This is a genomic window from uncultured Abyssibacter sp. (genome assembly GCF_964000955.1).
In the GTDB taxonomy this organism is placed as follows: Bacteria; Pseudomonadota; Gammaproteobacteria; order Nevskiales; family OUC007; genus Abyssibacter.
In genome coordinates this window covers 1-17855 of the sequence record NZ_CAXFCL010000277.1, presented here as the reverse complement: position 1 = coordinate 17855, position 17855 = coordinate 1, and the positions used below count along the sequence as shown (strand labels likewise).

Sequence of the window (17855 nt, the reverse complement as noted above, 5' to 3'; positions counted from 1 at the left end):
TATCCCCACAAGGTGCTGACAGGCCGCCGCGCCCGCCTCGAAACCATCCGCCGCAAGGATGGCCTGGCGCCGTTTCCGTCCCGTGACGAAAGCGAGTACGACACCTTCGGCACCGGACATTCCAGCACCGCGATCTCCGCAGCCGTGGGCATGGCCGAGGGTATCCGGGTGCTGGGCCGCGCGGGAGAACAGCGCGTAGCCTGCGTCATCGGCGACGGCGGCATGACCGCCGGCATGGCCTTCGAGGCCCTGAATCACCTCGGCAGCGCCGGCAGTGACGTGCTGGTGATCTACAACGACAACGACATGTCGATCTCCGAGAATGTCGGCGCGCTGCGCGATCATTGCGCCCGCGTATTCGCGCGGCATCCGGACGCGGCACGCACGCCGGAGGCCTACCGTCGCGCTGTCGCGCCGGAAAGCGACCTGTCGCCGGATGACGGTGACCTGTTCGAATCGCTGGGCGTGCGCTACCTCGGCCCGGTCGATGGCCATGACCTGAATGCGCTGATCCCCGCGCTGCGCAACGCGCTGGCTGCCAGAGGGCCGCGGCTGCTGCACGTCGCCACGGTCAAGGGCAAGGGATTCGATCCCGCCGAATGCGACCCGATTGCCTATCACGGCGTCAGCGGCTTCGATCCAGTCACCGGCGAAATGTCCAAGGGCGGACCGTCACGGCCGACCTTCACCAAGGTCTTCGGCCGTTGGCTCTGCAAGGCCGCCGAGGAGGACCCGAAGCTGGTCGCGATCACGCCGGCCATGCGGGAAGGATCCGGACTGGTGGAATTCGCCGAGCGTTACCCCGACCGCTACTTCGACGTCGCGATCGCCGAGCAGCACGCGGTGACCCTGGGCGCCGGCCTGGCCACCGAAGGCCTGCACCCCGTGGTCGCGATCTACTCGACGTTCCTGCAACGTGGTTACGACCAACTCGTGCACGACGTGGCGATCCAGAATCTGCCGGTGCTGTTCGCCATCGACCGTGGCGGCATCGTCGGTGCCGACGGCGCCACCCACAATGGCGCCTTCGATCTCAGCTACCTGCGCTGCGTGCCGAACATGGTGGTCATGGCGCCCAGCGACGAAAACGAATGCCAGCGCATGCTGACGACAGGCATCCGCCATGACGGACCCAGCGCCGTGCGTTATCCGCGCGGCAGCGGACCCGGCGCCGAACTGGACGACGATCCGCAACCGCTGGAAATCGGCCGCGCCCGCATCGTGCGCTCCGCGCTCGGGCGCCGCCGCCCCCGCGTCGCCATCCTCGCCTTCGGCGTCATGGTCGAACCCGCGCTGGCCGCTGCCGAACTGCTCGACGCAACCGTGATCGACATGCGTTTCGTCAAGCCAATCGACGTGGACATGGTGTTGCGCATGGCCGACGAAGCCGATCTGATCGTCACCGTCGAGGACAACGTCATCGCCGGTGGCGCGGGCAGCGCGGTGAACGAGGTGCTGATGGCACGACATCTCGCCGTGCCGGCGCTCAATCTCGGACTGCCTGACAGCTTCGTCGAGCACGGCGGCCGCGAGGAAATGCTTGCCAGCCTCGGCCTGGACGCCGCCGGTATCCAGCGCGCGATCCAGCGCCGGCTGCGCGCTCGCGACCTCGACGGTGTCAGCTCAGCGGGTAGCGCGGGCTGAGAGGCTAGTCCGCGTAACGTCCGCGGCGCGTCGACACCTCGTCCAGACGCCACAGGGCGTCCGGCGTGGCGCGCTCCAGTTCGGCTTCCTCGGTGTCCGGCAGGCCGGGGAACAGGTCGAAGCCCGTCGCCTGCTCGACGGCATCCACCGTGGTGACGAAATCGCGCAGATCCGCATTCGGTGCGGCCGACTGCGGGACCAGCATCGCCAACGCGCGCAGCCCGCTTCCATCCGGCCCCTCCGCCAGCAGTACACGATAAAGCGCGTCCGGCACCTCGACGCCACGTCCCACCCAGGCCCTGTCCTCGTCGAACACCGGCCCGGTGACCACCCACAACGCGTCAAGCCCGGCGGCCCACACATCGGTTTCCAGTTCCTCGATGCGCTGCCAGACGCCGCGATTCATCGCATGCCGCTGCGCGACGATATTGCTCATGCGGAAGGTCGCGAGCTGGGCGTCGCGCCCGTAAAGCCGTGAAATCACGTAGTTCGGTGCCAGATGCCCGCGTCCGTAGTCGGTGCCACGCAAGGCATCCGGGTCGACCTGGTGAAAGACGCGCCAGTCGCGGGTGAAGCGATCCGGCCTGGGTGGGCCGGCAGGGTCTGCAATCGCGCCCGAGCGATAAATCACCCAAAGCGGCGCGGCGCGCAGCTCGGAATAGCCCACCAGAAATCCGGGCGGGTCCAGCACCCGCACCCAGGACAGCCAGCCGGGTTGCGTGGCCTCGGGCAATCCGCCGGGAATCGCCGGGTCCGACGGCGGCAGCAGCGTGCCGGCGATCAGACCCAGCAGGCAGATGACGCCGGTCGCGACCAGCCCGAGCCGTCGCCGTCCTGTGCTCACGCGTCGGCGGCGACCATGTCGAACCACGCGAGATCCGGTCGCAGCGTGACCACCGTGCCGACGACCAACAGCGCCGGCCCGGTCAGTCCGGCCACCTCGACCTGCGCCGGAAGCGCATCCAGCGTTCCGCTGACAACCCGCTGCGACCGCAGCGTGCCGGATTCGATCATGGCGCAGGGGTGCTCGGGCGCGAGACCATGCGCGATCAGTTGCCCGCAGACCTCGGCCAGCGTCGCCAGCCCCATGTAAACCACCAGCGTCTGTTGCGGCGCCGCCATCGCCTGCCATGGCAGGGACAGATGACCGTTCGCCTTGCGATGACCGGTGACGAACATGCAGGACTGGGCATGATCGCGATGGGTCAGCGGAATGCCGGCGTAGGCGGCGCAACCGGATGCCGCGGTGATGCCCGGCACGACCTCCACCGTGATTCCGGCGGCAACGACATCGGCCAGCTCCTCGCCACCGCGGCCGAAGATGAAGGGATCGCCGCCCTTGAGCCTGACCACCTGCCGGCCGGCACGGGCATGCTCGACCATCAGTGCATTGATCTGCGATTGCGGCACCGTGTGGCGATCGCGACGCTTGCCGACGTGAATGCGCTCGGCATCGCGTCGGGCGAGATCCACCAGCTCCTGATTGACCAGGCGGTCGAACAGGACAACATCGGCATCCTGAAGACGGCGCAGCGCGCGCAGGGTCAACAGCGACGGGTCGCCCGGCCCGCCGCCCACCAGACTCACTCGCCCGTTCGCGGTCGCGGACGCATCACCCGCCTGCGCGAGCGCGCGCTCGACGCGCCGCGCCAGCGCGTCATCGGATTCCACGAAGCCCTCGCGCCAAAGCGCGTCGATCAGCGTTTCCCAGAACGTCCGCACGCGCTCCGGGGCCAGCTGCTCACGCACACGATCGCGATAGCGCGCGGCGACGTCGATGAAGGCGCCCAGATTCGCAGGCAACGCACGCTCCACGCGTTCCCTGACCCGGCGCGCCAGGACCGGCGAGCTGCCCTGCGAGCTGATCGCGACCAGCAGATCGCCCCGCTCGACGATGGCCGGCGTGATCGCCGTGCAACTCGCCCGGTCGTCGACGACGTTCACCGGAATATTGACGGCGCGAGCGGCAGCGGCCACCGCCTCGTTCACGGCGGCATCGGCAGTCGCCGCGATAACCAGCCGCTGCGCCCGTACATCCTCCGGGCTGAACTCGCGGCTCAGCCAGTGGATCGCCCCCGCCTCGGCAACCTGCTGCAAGGCATCAGTCAGTCGCGGCGCGACAATGGTGATGCGCGCCGGGGTCCGTTCCAGCAGGCGCCATTTGCGCTCCGCCACGGAGCCACCACCGACGATCAGCACATCGGCCGCCTGCATGTCGAGAAATACCGGGAAATACCGCACGTTCGTGCCCTGCTGAGAAACCGTCGGAACGCCCTTGCGCGTCCTGATAGACCGGCCGGAGAGTCTAACGTAAGGTTTCGACGGAACTGACAGGGCGAATCAACGGACATGAAACTGCGGCAGCTGCATTTTGTGCACGAAATCGTGCGCCACGAACTGAGCATCACCGCCGCCGCCGAAGCCCTCCACACCTCGCAGCCCGGCATCAGCAAGCAGCTTCGCCTGCTGGAGGACGAGCTGGGCGTGCCACTGTTTGAACGCAGCGGCAAGCATCTGACGCGCCTGACCCCGGCCGGCGAGCAAATCGTTCAGATCGTCGACCGCGTGCTTCAGGATGTGGACAACATCCAGCGCGTCGCCAGGGACTACTCGGATGGCGACCGCGGCACGCTGAGTCTGGCGACCACGCACACCCAGGCGCGCTACGCCCTGCCGCCCGCCGTGACCCGGTTCAAGCGCGAATATCCCAACGTCACGCTGAACCTGCACCAGGGTTCACCGCCTCAGATCGCCCGGATGGCGGCCGAGGGCGAGGCCGACTTCGCCATCGCCACGGAGGCGATGCACCACTTCGACGAGCTGGTGATGCTGCCCTGCTATCACTGGAACCGCGCGCTGCTGCTGCGACCCGGCCACCCCCTGGCCTCGGTCAAGAAACCGAGCCTGAAGGACTTGTCGCGTTATCCGATCGTGACCTACACCTTCGGCTTCACCGGTCGATCGCAGCTGGATCAGGCGTTCCGCTCTCACGGCCTGCTGCCCAACGTGGTGCTGACCGCGGTCGACGCCGACGTCATCAAGACCTACGTCCGCCTGGGCCTGGGTGTCGGCATCATCGCCAACATGGCCTACGACCCGGAAGACGACTCCGACCTGGTCGCCATCGACGCGAGCCACCTGTTCAGTCGCAGCACCACGCATATCGGATTCCGCCGCAACCAGTTCCTGCGTGATTTCATGTTCCGCTTCGTCGAGGTCTTCGCGCCGCATCTGAATCGCGAACTGATCGAGCAAGCAGCCGAGATCCGGGAGCCGGCGGCGCGACGCGAATTCGTCGCGGCTCATGTCGGAGACGTTCCGGCCTTATAACTATCAGTCCCAGACGCTTGCGAACGTGAGACGTATTGCTATGCTCGCCGCCCGTTTTAGCTGAGCGGACGTATCGATGTACCAATATGACGCCATCGACCAGACGATTGTCGACGAACGCGTCCGTCAATTTCGTGACCAGACCAATCGCTATCTGCGCGGAGAACTGACCGAGGATCAGTACCGTCCGCTGCGGCTGCAAAACGGTCTGTACATCCAGCGCTTCGCGCCGATGCTGCGCATCGCCATTCCCTACGGCGTGCTGTCGACCCGGCAGCTGCGCAAACTGGCGGACATCGCCCGGACCTACGACCGCGGCTACGGGCACTTCACGACGCGGCAAAACCTGCAATTCAACTGGCCCAAGCTGGAAACGGTGCCGGACCTGCTCGCGGAACTGGCCAGCGTCGAGATGCATGCGATCCAGACCAGCGGCAACTGCATCCGCAACACCACGTCGGACCAATACGCCGGCGTGGCCAGCGACGAGCTGGAGGATCCGCGCCCATACTGCGAGATCATCCGGCAGTGGTCGTCACTGCACCCCGAGTTCGCCTACCTGCCCCGCAAGTTCAAGATCGCCGTGACGGCGAGCCGGACCGACCGGGCGGCGATTCGCGTGCATGACATCGGCCTCCACCTGATCGAGAACGACGAAGGCCGGCGCGGGTTTGCCGTCTACGTCGGTGGCGGCCTTGGCCGCACGCCGATCATCGGCACCCGCATCCGCGACTTCCTGGAACCGGTGGACATGTTGTCCTACCTGGAAGCGATTCTGCGTGTCTACAACCGGCTGGGCCGTCGCGACAACAAGTACAAGGCCAGGATCAAGATTCTGGTCCGCGAATCCGGCGCCGAGCGCTTCGCCGAGTGGGTCGAGGCCGAATGGGCCAAGATTCGCACCGGCTCGCTGCAACTGGACGACGAGGACATCACCCGCATTCAGGCCTTCTTCCAGCCGCCGGCCTACGAGAACCTGACCGACAGCGCGGAGACCGATGCGCAGGCCACCGCCGATCCGGCCTTCCGCAACTGGCTTCAGCGCAACGTGATCGCGCACAAGCAGCCCGGCTACCGCATCGTCACGGTCTCGCTCAAGGATCCGGGCGAGGCGCCGGGCGATTGCACCGCCGAGCAGATGGAACGCGTCGCCTACCTGGCCGACGAATACGGCTTCGGCGAAGTGCGCACGACGCACGAGCAGAACCTGATCCTCCCCGATGTGCCGCATCACGCCCTGCACGCCGTGTGGTCAGCGCTGGCGGAACTGGGCCTGGCCACGCCGAACCACGGCATGATCTCCGACATGATCGCCTGCCCCGGCCTGGATTTCTGCAGCCTGGCGAACGCCGGTTCCATCGGCGTGGCCCGCGAGATCAACGACCTGTTTTCCGACCTGGACGAACAGTACGACCTCGGCGAGATCAAGCTGAAGATGTCCGGCTGCATGAATGGCTGCGGTCACCACAGCGTCGGGCATATCGGTATCCTGGGCGTCGATAAGAAGGGCGAGGAGTGGTATCAGATCACCCTGGGTGGCTCGGCGGCCGAAGACGCCGCACTGGGCCAGCGCCTGGGCGCTTCCGTGGCCCGCGACGACATCGCGCCGACCATCCGCAAGATCGTCGATACCTTCGCCGAACTGCGCGAAGGCGAGGAACGCTTCTTCGATACGGTCGGCCGGTTGGGCATCGACCCGTTCAGACAGGCGGTGTACGGATGATTCTGCTACACGCCGACGGATCGCGAACCACCGCGGACCTGCGCCTGCTGGGCACCGAGGACGCGCTGACCGGCATCGCCTGGGAAGCCATCGGCCCGGATCACCCGGCCATCGACGACGCTCCGGCAACCGTGGGACTGCATCTGCCCAATGACGTCGACGTCGAAGCCCTGGCCACCGACCCGACCCGTTTCGCCTTTGTGGTCCTGCACTTTCCGGCCTTTACCGATGGCCGCGCCTACTCTCAGGCCCGCGTGCTGCGTGAACGCCTGGGCTATCAGGGACCGATCGTCGCCACCGGCGAGCTGTTGCAGGATCAGGCCTGCTATCTGAAGCGTTGCGGCTTCGACACCTTCGCCCTGCCCGACAACGAGGCAGCGGACACGCTGGCGCGCGGCTTCAACGACTTCACCACGGCCTACCAGGCCACCAGCAGCGCGGAGCTTCCCGCCTACCGGCGACGCCGGGCGGGCTAGTGGTGGAAGACCACTACGTTGTGAACAACGTGGTGTCGAACAATCGCCCCCGCGCAGCGGCGTAGGCAATCGCGGCCGGGGATGGCCGCACAAGACCGTGCAGCCTTTCTATGCAGCCGGCGCGGGTGCAATGACTTTCGCCGAAACGTAAGTCACTCGCCCCGCAGGGCGAAACCCGCCGCTTCAGTCCATCAGGACAGTCGGTTCAACAAACCAGGCTCGCCGCACCCACCCTGATCAGGCGACCGCGTCGATCGAATCAGCGCCGAAATACGCGGCCAGCGCCGCGGGCAACCGGATCGACCCGTCCGCCTGCTGGCCGTTCTCCAGCACGGCGACCAGCGCGCGGCCCACCGCCACACCCGAACCGTTGAGCGTGTGCACCAGTTCCGGCTTGTCACCCTGTGCCGCACGGAAACGCGCCTGCATCCGCCGGGCCTGGAAATCCCGGGTGTTCGAGCAGGAGCTGATCTCGCGATAGGTGTCCTGGCTGGGCACCCAGACCTCCAGGTCGTAGGTCTTGGCCGCGGCAAAGCCGAGATCGCCGCCGCACAGCGCGACCAGGCGATACGGCAGTTCCAGCGCCTGCAACACCGCCTCGGCATGCCCGGTGAGCGCCTCCAGTGCCTGATCCGAATCATCCGGGTGGACGATCTGTACCAGTTCTACCTTCTCGAACTGATGCTGGCGGATCATGCCCCGCGTATCGCGGCCGTAGGCACCCGCTTCGGCGCGGAAACAGGGCGTGTGGGCGGCGAACTTCAGTGGCAGCCTCGCGGCGTCCAGGATCTGCTCCCGCACCAGGTTCGTCAGCGGCACCTCGGCCGTGGGGATCAGGTGCAACGCGCGATCATCGTTGATCTGAAACAGATCGTCGGCGAATTTCGGCAACTGACCGGTGCCTTCCAGGCAATGCGGCTGTACCAGAAACGGCACCGCCATTTCGGTGTAGCCGTGCCGATCGACATGCAGATCGAGCATCATCTGCGCCAGCGCCCGATGCAGCCGGGCCAGCGGCCCCTTCAGCGTGACGAAGCGCGAGCCCGACAGCTTGGCGGCGGCATCGAAATCCATGCCGCCAAGCGCCTCGCCCAGTTCGACATGATCCTTGACCGGAAAGTCGAAGCTGGCCGGCGTTCCCCAGCGGCGCAGCTCCTGATTCTCCGACTCGTCGGCGCCTTCCGGCACGTCGGCGTCGGGCAGGTTGGGCAGCCCCAGCGCGGTGGCCTCCAGTTCGGCGAGGGTGGCGTCCAGCTCGGCCGCGACCGTGCGCATCTCCTCACCGATGCGCGTCACCTCGGCCTTCAGCGGCTCGATATCCTCGCCTCGCGCCTTGGCCTGACCAATGGACTTGGAACGACGGTTGCGCTCCGCCTGAAGCTCCTCGGTGCGCACCTGGAGTTCCTTGCGATCGGATTCCATCCGCTCGAACGCCTCGACATCCATGACAAAGCCGCGCCGGCTCAATGCCTGCGCGATGGCCTGGGGATCGTGCCGAAGTTGTTTCGGGTCGAGCATGGGTCTGGTCCTGCGGAAACGAGGCGCGGGATTATACGGGTCCCATCCCCCCCGCCCAGTACCGGGTGACGATCCAGCCCAGCGATACCCCGCCCAGTGCGCCAAAGAGGTTCAGCAGCACATTGCCCAGCGCCGCGCCGACACGTCCCGAGGACGCCAGCATCAGGGTGTCGTAGGAGAACGTGGAGAACGTGGTGAAACCGCCCAGCAGGCCGATCGCGACGAACAGGCGCAGCGGTTCGCCGACCAGCGCCATGCGCGGCAGCCACCAGGCCATGAACGCACCCAGCAGGCAGCTGCCGAGAATATTGGCGCTCAGCGTGCCCAGCGGCCAGCGCGTCCATGCGGCCAGCCAAACCGTCAGCCCGTAGCGCAAGGACGCGCCCAGCGCGCCACCCAGCGCCACCCACAGCCAGCTCATTGCGAACCGCCCCGCAGACGCGCCAGACGCTCGGCGATCTTCAGTTCCAGGCCGGACGGCTTGGGTGAGTAAAACTGCCGCTGACGCACGCCGTCGGGCAGAAACCGCTGCCCGCGCGCATGCGCCTGCGGCTCGTCATGATCGTATCGATAGCCGGCGCCAAAGCCCATGGACTTCATCATGCCGGTCGGCGCATTGCGCAGGTGCATCGGCACGTCCAGCGAACCGCTGCGCCGCACCTCGTCCATCGCCGCCTTGTACGCGGCATAGGCCGCATTGCTCTTGGGCGCGCTGGCCAGATAGAGCACCGCCTGCGCCAGGGCGAGTTCGCCCTCCGGCGAACCGAGGCGCTCGAAGGCGTTGCAGGCATCGATCGCGACACTCAGCGCCCGCGGATCGGCGTTGCCCAGGTCCTCCGAGGCCATGCGCACGACGCGCCGGCCGATGTAGAGCGGATCGCAGCCTCCGTCGATCATCCGCGCGAACCAGTAGATGGAAGCATCCGGATCGGAGCCGCGCACCGATTTGTGCAGGGCAGATATCTGCTCGTAGAACAGGTCGCCGCCGCGGTCGAAGGCCCGCATCGCGGTACCGAGGCTGGACTCCACATGCGCGGTCTCGATGATCGCGGACGGTGCGGCATCCGCCGCCGCGCAGGCGGCCTCCAGCAGATGCAGGGCTCGGCGAGCGTCGCCGTCGGCCAGCGAGACCAGCAGATCGCCGGCCGCGTCGCTCAGCGTCAACGCCGGATAGCAGCGCGCGATTGCGCGTTGCAGCAGCTCGACGATGGACCCGGCCTCCAGCGCCTTGACCACGTACACCTGCACCCGGGAGAGCAGCGCCCGATTGATCTCGAACGACGGGTTTTCCGTGGTCGCGCCGATCAGGACGACCGAACCGGCTTCGACCACCGGCAGCAGCGCGTCCTGCTGAGCCTTGTTGAAGCGGTGAATCTCGTCCAGAAAGATCACCACCGGCTCCTCGGGCGAGGCGCCGGCGAAGGCCGCCCGCAGGTCCTTCAGCCCGGCGGTGACCGCGGACAGACCATGGAACGGCAGCCCCGCGGCACGGGCCACCAGCCGCGCCAGCGTGGTCTTGCCGGTACCCGGCGGCCCCCAGAACACCATGGAGCGCAGGTGACCGGCATCCAGCGCATTGCGCAGCGTGCCGTCCTCACCGACCAGGTGATCCTGCCCCACGACGTCATCAAGCACGCCGGGACGCATGCGCTCGGGCAGCGGACGCGGATCCGCCATCCCGGTCACGCCCCGCTCACGCGAGGCCGCCCCAGCCCGGCGAATCCCCGCGGGAGGATCAGCAGCGACACCAGCAGCCCGGCAACGACACCGACGGCATTGGCGGCCATGTCGGCCAGTTCGAAGTCGCGATACGGGAGCACGGCCTGCATCAGTTCCACCGCGAGCCCGAACGTCAGGGCAATCGCGGCCGCCCGCCAGCGTCGGCCCGGCAACAGCGCCGCCCACCATCCTGCAATCGCGGCATAGGCGATGGCGTGGTTCAGCTTGTCCCAGAGAAAGTCGTCCGCCGGTGAATTGCGGAGATTGATCAACGACAACACGCCGACGACCAGCAGCAACAGCCAGCCGATCGCCCGCAACAGGCGTCGAACGATTCGCGTCACGCGCCGGGTTCGCCGACGACTTCCACGCCCGGTGGCGGTTCGAAGCGGAACCAGCCGTCCCGGAACTGCACGTTGCGGGCGACGTCGGAAAACTCGATCCGGGTCCGCTGGCCCAGCGCGTCATCAATCTCCAGCGCACGGATCACGCCGTCCTCGAGCTGTACCGTCGCGGACTCGAATTCCGCCTCGGCGGTACGCGGCGTGAGCCGGTAACGCCCGTCACCCAGATCCTCGACCGCGAAGGTCTCGTCCAGATCGGCAGCCCCGGACAGCAACGCCGCCGGCGTGGCGCTGAGCGCATCTCCCACCGTGCGCACCGTGACCTGCGCCAGATCCTGATCGTAGTGCCAGATCGTGTCGCCGTCGCAGATCACTTTCTGCACGTAGGGCTGCTCATAATCCCAGCGAAACGCACCGGGGCGGCTTAGCGAGAACTGACCCCGGGAGGCCTCCAGCACCAGCCCGTCGGAATCCGACAGTGTCTGCTCGAACACGCCGGCCAGCGTGCGCGTGGCACCAAGCGCATCCGCGAGTTCGCCGGAATCGGCCCGCGCCGGAGCCCAGGCCATTGATAGCAGAGTCAGGCCCAGAGCAGCCCATCCCGCCCGCGTTTTCGTCATGGTCATGTCAGGCCTCCGGTGGAGGTGGTGCGAGCACCTCGCGTGAGCCGCCGCCGGAGACCGGTCCGACGACACCCGAAGCTTCCATCTGCTCGACGATGCGGGCCGCGCGGTTGTAGCCGATCTTGAGCCGGCGCTGCACCCAGGAAATCGACGCCTTGCGGCTCTCGGTGACGATCTTCACGGCCTCGTCGTACAGCGGATCGGCTTCATCGCCGTCGCCGCCACCACCGGCTTCACCCGGCAGCGCGGCATCACCCGCCGTGCCGTCGAGAATGCCGTCCTCGAACACCGGCGCGCCCACCTGCTTGAGATAGGCAACGACCTTGTGGACTTCGTGATCATCGACAAACGCGCCGTGCACGCGCGTCGGTACCGCGGTGCCGGGCGGCAGGTAAAGCATGTCGCCGTGGCCCAGCAGGCTTTCGGCGCCCTGCTGGTCGAGAATGGTTCGCGAATCCACGCGCGATGACACCTGGAAGGCGATACGCGTCGGGATATTCGCCTTGATCAAGCCGGTAATGACGTCCACCGAGGGCCTCTGGGTCGCGAGAATCAGGTGGATGCCCGATGCGCGCGCCTTCTGCGCCAGCCGGGCGATCAATTCCTCCACCTTCTTGCCTACGACCATCATCATGTCGGCGAGTTCGTCGACGATGACGACGATGAACGGCATGTGCTCCAGCGTCGGCCGCTCCTCCTCCTCGGGGTCCGACAGCGGATCGACGATCGGCTGACCCGCCTGCTCGGATTCGTCGATCTTGCGGTTCAAACCGGCGATGTTGCGCACGCCCAGCGCGGCCATCAGCTTGTAGCGCCGCTCCATCTCGGCCACGCACCAGCGCAGCGCGTTGGCCGCCTCCTTCATGTCCGTGACCACGGGCGCCAGCAGATGCGGAATCCCGTCGTAAACCGACAGCTCCAGCATCTTGGGATCGATCATGATCAGGCGCACATCGCGCGCGGAGGCCTTGTACAGCATCGACAGGATCATGACGTTCACCGCCACCGACTTGCCCGATCCGGTCGTGCCGGCCACCAGCAGGTGCGGCATCTTGCCCAGGTTGGCGACAACCGGCTGGCCGCCGATGTCCTTGCCCAGCGCCATGGTCAGCGGAGAATCCGATCGTTCGTAGCCCGGCGCCTCGAGAATGCCGCGCAGCGCCACCAGCTCGCGATGCTGGTTGGGAATTTCCAGGCCGATCACCGACTTGCCGGGAATCACGTCGACCACGCGGACCGCGACCGCCGACAGCGCCCGGGCCAGATCCTTGGCCAGGTTGCTGACCTGGCTGACCTTGACGCCGGGCGCGGGCTCCAGCTCGAAACGCGTGATCACCGGACCGGGTGTGGCCGCGACGACCTCGACCGTGACCCCGAACTCGGCCAGTCGCGTCTCGACCTCGCGGGACATCTGGTCCAGCTCCTCGGCGGTATAGGCGTGAGTCGACGCTCGTGGCGGATCCAGCATCTCGGTCGACGGCAGGGGGTTGCCCGCGAACGCAGGCACCTCGGCACCGGATTGCTCGGCGTCCATGGGCAGCGGCAGCTGACTGGCCGGCTCCACCGCCGGCGCCATCTTTTTCTTCGCCTTGCGTTTGGCTTTCTTCGATTCGACCGGTGGCGGCGCCGGCTTTGGTGTCGGCGCCGGGGCCGGTTTTGACGCCCTCGCCTGCTTGTCGGCCTTGCGCTGCTCGGCACGCTCGGCCAGACGGGATCGAGCCCGGCCCACCAGACGGAACAAACCGCCTCCGATCGCGTCCATGACCGCGAGCCAGGAGAATGCCAGCGCCAGCGGTGCCGCCGCGACCAGAATGGTCAGGAACATCAGCGTGGAGCCAACCGTTCCCAGCACCTTGCCAAGCTCGGTGGCCATCACCGCGCCGAGCATCCCGCCGCTACCCTGCGGCAACGCGGCCGGGTCGCCAAGGTCATGCGCCGCCGCCAGCCCGCAGGCGCCGAGCAACAGGAACACCGAGGCAACCAGTCGCGCAGTGACGCTGTCGATCAGTCGGCCGGCGCCGTTGGAGGACCGGTAATGAATCACGCCGCCGGCAAAGATCAGCCACGGCAGCACGAAACCGACGTAACCGAACAGGCTCAACACGACGTCGGCGACCCAGGCGCCGACCACGCCGCCCAGATTGGAGACCGAACCGCCAATGCCGGTCGATGACCAGCCCGGATCGGTCGCGTCATAGCTGAACAGCGCGAGCAGCAGATAGATGGTGACCGCGGCCGAAGTCAGCAACACGGCTTCGCGCAAACTGCGCTCCAGTCGCGTCGGCCCTTCGGCGACGGCGTGCGTTTTCGATTTCGACATGAACGCGCGGGAAAATCCGTGAATTTCTGCGCCCGGGGCGCGTGATCCGCAGTATATCAGCGGGCCGCCCCGCCCCCGCCTCGATCCATCCTGGCCCGGCGCTTGATTGGCGAGCAGGCAGCCACATATTCATTCACAGGCAGTCATTCATCGGGCCCATGTCCATCAAGCACTACCTGTTGACCACCGAAGGCGAAATTCGCGAATACGACGCGGAACGCGCCGCGCGTGTCGCTGCCGGCGACAGCGCGCTGCCGGAGTTCGCCGGCACTGACATCCACTACGTCCAGGTCTGGGTCGACGACGAACCGAAAGGCAACGAGTTGCACGTGCGCACCGCCGGCGCGATCGTCCACTTCGACGATGCCGGGCACTTCGAGGAGGCATCGATGCCGGAGTCCTCGGACGATCGGATGAAGTTCGCCCACGACACCTGCATCCAGCTTGCGCTGCACCAGGAGTATCAGGAGCCGTACACCCTGCACTGATGGACTCCCCTGGCAGGACGCGGCCGCGATGCCCACCACCGCCGTGGATGACATCAATCGGCTGCAGACGCATGAACCTTGCTTGCCAGCGAGGCGGTTCGCAGGATTGAATCACGGCATTGCCGACCTTCGGAGACCCGTACCGTCGCAGACCCACGGCCACCCGTCGAAACGCTGAGTTCGATCGAATCCGTCGACCCGCTGTCATGGGATCGGCTGTTTGATGCGGGCCACAATCCCTGTGTGTCCCACGCGTTTCTGCACGCGCTGGAAGCCGCCGGCTGCGTCGGCGATCACTGCGGCTGGACGCCACAGCACCAGATCATCCGGGATGATCATGGCGGACTCATCGCCGCGGCGCCGGTCTATCTGAAGACCCACTCCCGGGGCGAGTTCGTCTTCGACTGGGCCTGGGCGGACGCGCTGGAGCGTGCCGGCCACGCCTACTATCCCAAGCTGGTGTGCGGCGTTCCGTTCACCCCCGTGCCGGGGCCCCGCATCGCCGGACAGCCCGACGGCGTCGAGCGGATTCTCGATGCACTGCGCGCCCAGTGCGCACGCGGCGAGGCGTCATCGGTCCATGTGCTGTTCCCGACCACCGCGCCAACGGCTGATGATCAGTGGCTGGAGCGCCGGGACCTGCGTTATGTGTGGAGCAACGACGGCTACGCCGATTTCGATGGTTTCCTCGCGGAACTGACATCCAAGCGGCGCAAGACGATCCGCCGCGAGCGCCGCCGGCTCGGTGAACAGGGCATTCATTTCACGACTCGCCTTGCCGACGATCTCGATGCCACGCACTGGCAGGCGGTGCACGCGCTGTACGCCAGAACCTACCTGATTCGGGGGCAGCGGCCGTATCTGACACCGGAGTTCTTCCCGGCCTACGCCGCCCTGGCACCGGGCCGGGTGTTGCTGATCGAGGCGCATCTGGACGACCGCCTGCTGGCCGTCGCCATCGCGATCGTCGGCGACGACACGCTGTTCGGGCGCCACTGGGGCACGGCTATCGACGTCGACGGATTGCACTTCGAGACTTGCTACTATCAGGGCATCGAGTACTGCATCGAGCACCGGCTGACCCGCTACGATGCCGGCGTACAAGGTGAGCAGAAGCGCATGCGTGGATTCGAGCCTTTCATCACACGGTCCCTGCACCACATCGCCCACCCGGGCCTGCGACGGGCCGTGAACGCATTCCTGGCCGAGGAGCGCCGGGCCGTGGCCGACTGGGCCGAATCCGCCGAAGAACACAGCGCGTTCCGCAGGGTCTGACGGCAATGGACAGCCCCGTCCGACTGTACTGGCTCGATCCCCGCGATCCGACGCAGGCGTTTCCCGATCCGCGCCTGGCGATGAAGGAACCCAACGGCCTGCTGGCGATCGGTGGCGATCTGTCCGTACAGCGCCTGATCCGAGCGTACTCGCAGGGCATCTTTCCCTGGTACAACCCGGATGAACCGATTCTCTGGTGGTCACCGGATCCGCGCGTGGTCTTCCCTCTGGACGACAGCCCGACGCCGCGCACCGTCCGGCGACTGGCCGCGCGCAATGACTACGCGGTGACGCTGGACCGCGCGTTCGACCAGGTGATCGCCGCCTGTGCGGCACCGCGACCCAATCAGCGCGGCACCTGGCTGGGTCACGAAATGCAGCGCGCCTATCGCAACCTGCACGACGAGGGTTACGCCCATTCCGTCGAGGTCTGGCGCGACGGCGCATTGATCGGTGGGCTCTATGGACTGGCCCTGGGCCGAGCGTTCTTCGGCGAATCGATGTTCAGTCGCAGTTCCGGCGGTTCAAAACTCGCCATCCACTGGATTCGCCGGCAGCTCAGGCACTGGAACTTCGACCTGTTCGACTGCCAGGTCGGCTCGGAGCACCTCAGCCTGCTCGGCGCCCGCGACATGCCGCGCGAGCAATTCATCAACCGCGTCCACCTGGCGACCTCCCGAGGCCATCGGCGCGGCCCCTGGCGCTTCGACATCGACGCCCCGGCCTCCGCATTGCATGTCGGTCGATCATGAACCTCTACCCGACAGCCGAGCACACCTGCTCCTACCTGCCCACGCAGCTGGCTCGCGAGGCGGTGATCGACCCCAGCCAGCCGCTGACGCCGCATCACTACCAGCAGTTGCTCGCGATGGGTTTTCGTCGCTCCGGGCCCTATGCCTACCGCACGGCCTGTCGCATCTGCCGCGCCTGTATCGCGGTGCGAATCCCCCTGGACGCGCCGCTGGTCCTGCGCCGCCGCCACCGCCGGCTGCTCAAGCGCAATGCCGACTGCCAGGTCCGCATGGTGGCTGGCCGCATGCAGCCCGAACACCGTTCGCTGTACCACCGCTATCTGGAGCATCGCCACGGCAGCTCCGGCATGCGCGAGCTTTGCGCCGACGACCTGCTTGACCCCACGGGCAACCTGTCCTGTCTCTGCGAAATCCGCGTGGGCGGGCGCCTGCTGGCCTACACGGTGGTCGATTGCACCCCGGATGCGTGGTCGGCGGTCTACACGGTGTTCGACCCGCAGGAGCAGCACCGCGGGCTGGGCAATTTCGCGATTCTCCGGACCCACGGGCTGGCGAAGGCGGCGGGCGCCGATTTCCTTTATCTGGGCTACTGGATCCAGGCCGCGCCACAAATGGGCTACAAGACGGAATTTCGCCCCCTGCAGGTTTTCCTGGATCGGCGATGGCGCCCATTTGCCGAGGGTCTGCGCTTTGAGGATAATGCGCCGCCCTGAATCATCGCTGAGTGCGCATGGCCAAAGAAGACCATATTGAAATGGAAGGCACGGTGACTGACACCCTGCCCAACACCACCTTTCGTGTCGAACTGGAAAACGGCCACGTGGTCACGGCCCATATTTCCGGCCGCATGCGGAAGAACTACATCCGCATCCTGACCGGTGACAAGGTCACCGTGCAGCTGACGCCCTACGATCTGAGCAAGGGTCGAATCGTCTACCGCGGCCGCTAGACGCCCGCCGGTCCGCGATGGCCTCGTCCGAGGCGCATCGCAATCCCACCCAACGCAGAAACGGTCAGGCCGACTCGGTTTCGGCCAGTTTCGAGTGCGTGTCCAGTGTCAGCCCATCCTCGTTGGCGCTGACAGTCACACGGCCACCGTCCACGAGCTCGCCGAACAGCAGCGCGTCGGCCAGCGGGCGCTTGATGTGCTCCTGGATGACCCGTGCCATCGGCCGCGCGCCCATCTGGGCGTCGTAGCCATGTTCGGCCAGCCAGGCCCGGGCCACGTCGTCGACGGCCAGTTCCACGCCCCGGCCTTCGAGCTGGACTTCCAGTTCCATGATGAACTTGTCGACGACACGCTTGATGACGTCGGTGTCCAGCGGCGCGAACGGCACGATCGCATCCAGGCGGTTGCGGAATTCCGGTGAGAAACTGCGGCGAATCACCTCCATGCCATCGGTGGAGTGATCCTGCGTCTTGAAACCGATGGAACGCCGCGCCATCGATTCAGCGCCGGCATTGGTCGTCATCACCAGAATCACGTTGCGGAAATCCGCCTTGCGACCGTTGTTGTCGGTCAGCGTGCCGTGATCCATGACCTGCAGCAGCAGGTTGTAGATGTCAACGTGTGCCTTCTCGATTTCATCCAGCAGTAGGACGCAGTGGGGATTGCGGTTTACGGCATCGGTCAGAATGCCACC

At 66.6% G+C, this 17855-nt stretch carries 18 protein-coding genes; 9 read left to right on the top strand and 9 right to left on the bottom strand.

Translation table 11 applies throughout. The annotated features are described in order from the left end of the window. Nucleotides 1–1644: 1-deoxy-D-xylulose-5-phosphate synthase (dxs, locus tag ABNS06_RS13420; RefSeq protein WP_348675101.1), on the top strand; the 1644-nt coding region annotated here is incomplete at its 5' end. 4 nt (nucleotides 1645–1648) lie between these two features. Here the strand turns inward: dxs and ABNS06_RS13415 are convergent. Beyond that, entirely contained in the window at nucleotides 1649–2488 is an 840-nt protein-coding gene (locus tag ABNS06_RS13415) for a DNA/RNA non-specific endonuclease (protein ID WP_348675100.1), read from the bottom strand. Then, nucleotides 2485–3885, bottom strand: a complete 1401-nt coding sequence (gene cysG / locus ABNS06_RS13410; protein WP_348675099.1) for a siroheme synthase CysG — start codon at nucleotides 3883–3885, stop codon at nucleotides 2485–2487. The genes ABNS06_RS13415 and cysG overlap by 4 nt, the downstream gene beginning before the upstream one ends. A 108-nt stretch (nucleotides 3886–3993) precedes the next feature. On the opposite strand from cysG, the gene cysB reads away from it, so the two are divergent. The 3 genes from cysB (at nucleotide 3994) to ABNS06_RS13395 (ending at nucleotide 7173) form a co-directional block, all read left to right on the top strand. Continuing rightward, on the top strand, nucleotides 3994–4974 hold the full coding sequence (cysB, locus tag ABNS06_RS13405; RefSeq protein ID WP_348675098.1) for an HTH-type transcriptional regulator CysB: 981 nt from the start codon (nucleotides 3994–3996) through the stop codon (nucleotides 4972–4974). A 76-nt stretch (nucleotides 4975–5050) separates the two neighbouring features. Then, on the top strand, nucleotides 5051–6697 hold the full coding sequence (locus ABNS06_RS13400) for a nitrite/sulfite reductase (RefSeq protein WP_348675097.1): 1647 nt from the start codon (nucleotides 5051–5053) through the stop codon (nucleotides 6695–6697). Beyond that, complete coding sequence (locus tag ABNS06_RS13395; protein ID WP_348675096.1) at nucleotides 6694–7173, top strand: DUF934 domain-containing protein; 480 nt, start codon at nucleotides 6694–6696, stop codon at nucleotides 7171–7173. Before ABNS06_RS13400 ends, ABNS06_RS13395 begins: the two co-directional genes overlap by 4 nt. Nucleotides 7174–7410: 237 nt before the next feature. Here ABNS06_RS13395 and serS read toward each other — a convergent pair whose 3' ends face one another. The 6 genes from serS to ABNS06_RS13365 are packed head-to-tail and all read right to left on the bottom strand — an operon-like array spanning nucleotide 7411 to nucleotide 13697. Further along, nucleotides 7411–8691: a serine--tRNA ligase gene (gene serS, locus ABNS06_RS13390; protein ID WP_348675095.1), complete on the bottom strand. Its 1281-nt coding sequence runs from the start codon at nucleotides 8689–8691 to the stop codon at nucleotides 7411–7413. 31 nt (nucleotides 8692–8722) lie between these two features. Continuing rightward, entirely contained in the window at nucleotides 8723–9112 is a 390-nt protein-coding gene (gene crcB, locus ABNS06_RS13385; RefSeq protein WP_348675094.1) for a fluoride efflux transporter CrcB, read from the bottom strand. After that, the gene (locus ABNS06_RS13380) at nucleotides 9109–10368 is read right to left on the bottom strand and encodes a replication-associated recombination protein A (RefSeq protein WP_348675102.1); all 1260 of its coding nucleotides are present in this window, start codon (nucleotides 10366–10368) and stop codon (nucleotides 9109–9111) included. The genes crcB and ABNS06_RS13380 overlap by 4 nt, the downstream gene beginning before the upstream one ends. A gap of 5 nt (nucleotides 10369–10373) precedes the next feature. Further along, nucleotides 10374–10754, bottom strand: coding sequence for a VanZ family protein (locus tag ABNS06_RS13375; RefSeq protein WP_348675093.1), 381 nt, complete (start codon nucleotides 10752–10754; stop codon nucleotides 10374–10376). Then, nucleotides 10751–11380, bottom strand: coding sequence for an outer membrane lipoprotein chaperone LolA (gene lolA / locus ABNS06_RS13370; protein WP_348675092.1), 630 nt, complete (start codon nucleotides 11378–11380; stop codon nucleotides 10751–10753). The genes ABNS06_RS13375 and lolA overlap by 4 nt, the downstream gene beginning before the upstream one ends. Nucleotide 11381: 1 nt before the next feature. Then, nucleotides 11382–13697 (bottom strand): DNA translocase FtsK 4TM domain-containing protein, encoded by a 2316-nt coding sequence (locus ABNS06_RS13365; RefSeq protein WP_348675091.1) that lies wholly within the window; start codon nucleotides 13695–13697, stop codon nucleotides 11382–11384. 158 nt (nucleotides 13698–13855) lie between these two features. Here ABNS06_RS13365 and ABNS06_RS13360 point away from each other — a divergent pair, with 158 nt between their 5' ends. The 5 genes from ABNS06_RS13360 (at nucleotide 13856) to infA (ending at nucleotide 17161) form a co-directional block, all read left to right on the top strand. Next, nucleotides 13856–14185 carry a hypothetical protein gene (locus ABNS06_RS13360; protein ID WP_348675090.1) on the top strand — a complete coding sequence of 110 codons (330 nt, stop codon included), beginning with the start codon at nucleotides 13856–13858 and terminating at the stop codon, nucleotides 14183–14185. Between the two features lie 78 nt (nucleotides 14186–14263). Beyond that, nucleotides 14264–15460: a GNAT family N-acetyltransferase gene (locus ABNS06_RS13355; RefSeq protein WP_348675089.1), complete on the top strand. Its 1197-nt coding sequence runs from the start codon at nucleotides 14264–14266 to the stop codon at nucleotides 15458–15460. 5 nt (nucleotides 15461–15465) lie between these two features. After that, a complete protein-coding gene (gene aat, locus ABNS06_RS13350) occupies nucleotides 15466–16212 on the top strand; it encodes a leucyl/phenylalanyl-tRNA--protein transferase (protein ID WP_348675088.1) in 747 nt (248 codons plus the stop codon). Beyond that, complete coding sequence (locus ABNS06_RS13345) at nucleotides 16209–16925, top strand: arginyltransferase (protein ID WP_348675087.1); 717 nt, start codon at nucleotides 16209–16211, stop codon at nucleotides 16923–16925. The genes aat and ABNS06_RS13345 overlap by 4 nt, the downstream gene beginning before the upstream one ends. 17 nt (nucleotides 16926–16942) lie before the next feature. Continuing rightward, nucleotides 16943–17161, top strand: coding sequence for a translation initiation factor IF-1 (infA, locus tag ABNS06_RS13340; RefSeq protein WP_348675086.1), 219 nt, complete (start codon nucleotides 16943–16945; stop codon nucleotides 17159–17161). Nucleotides 17162–17225: 64 nt separating this feature from the next. On the opposite strand, the gene ABNS06_RS13335 is transcribed toward infA, so the two are convergent. Next, nucleotides 17226–17855, bottom strand: a 630-nt coding sequence (locus tag ABNS06_RS13335; RefSeq protein ID WP_348675085.1) for an AAA family ATPase, incomplete at its 5' end; no start/stop codon positions are given.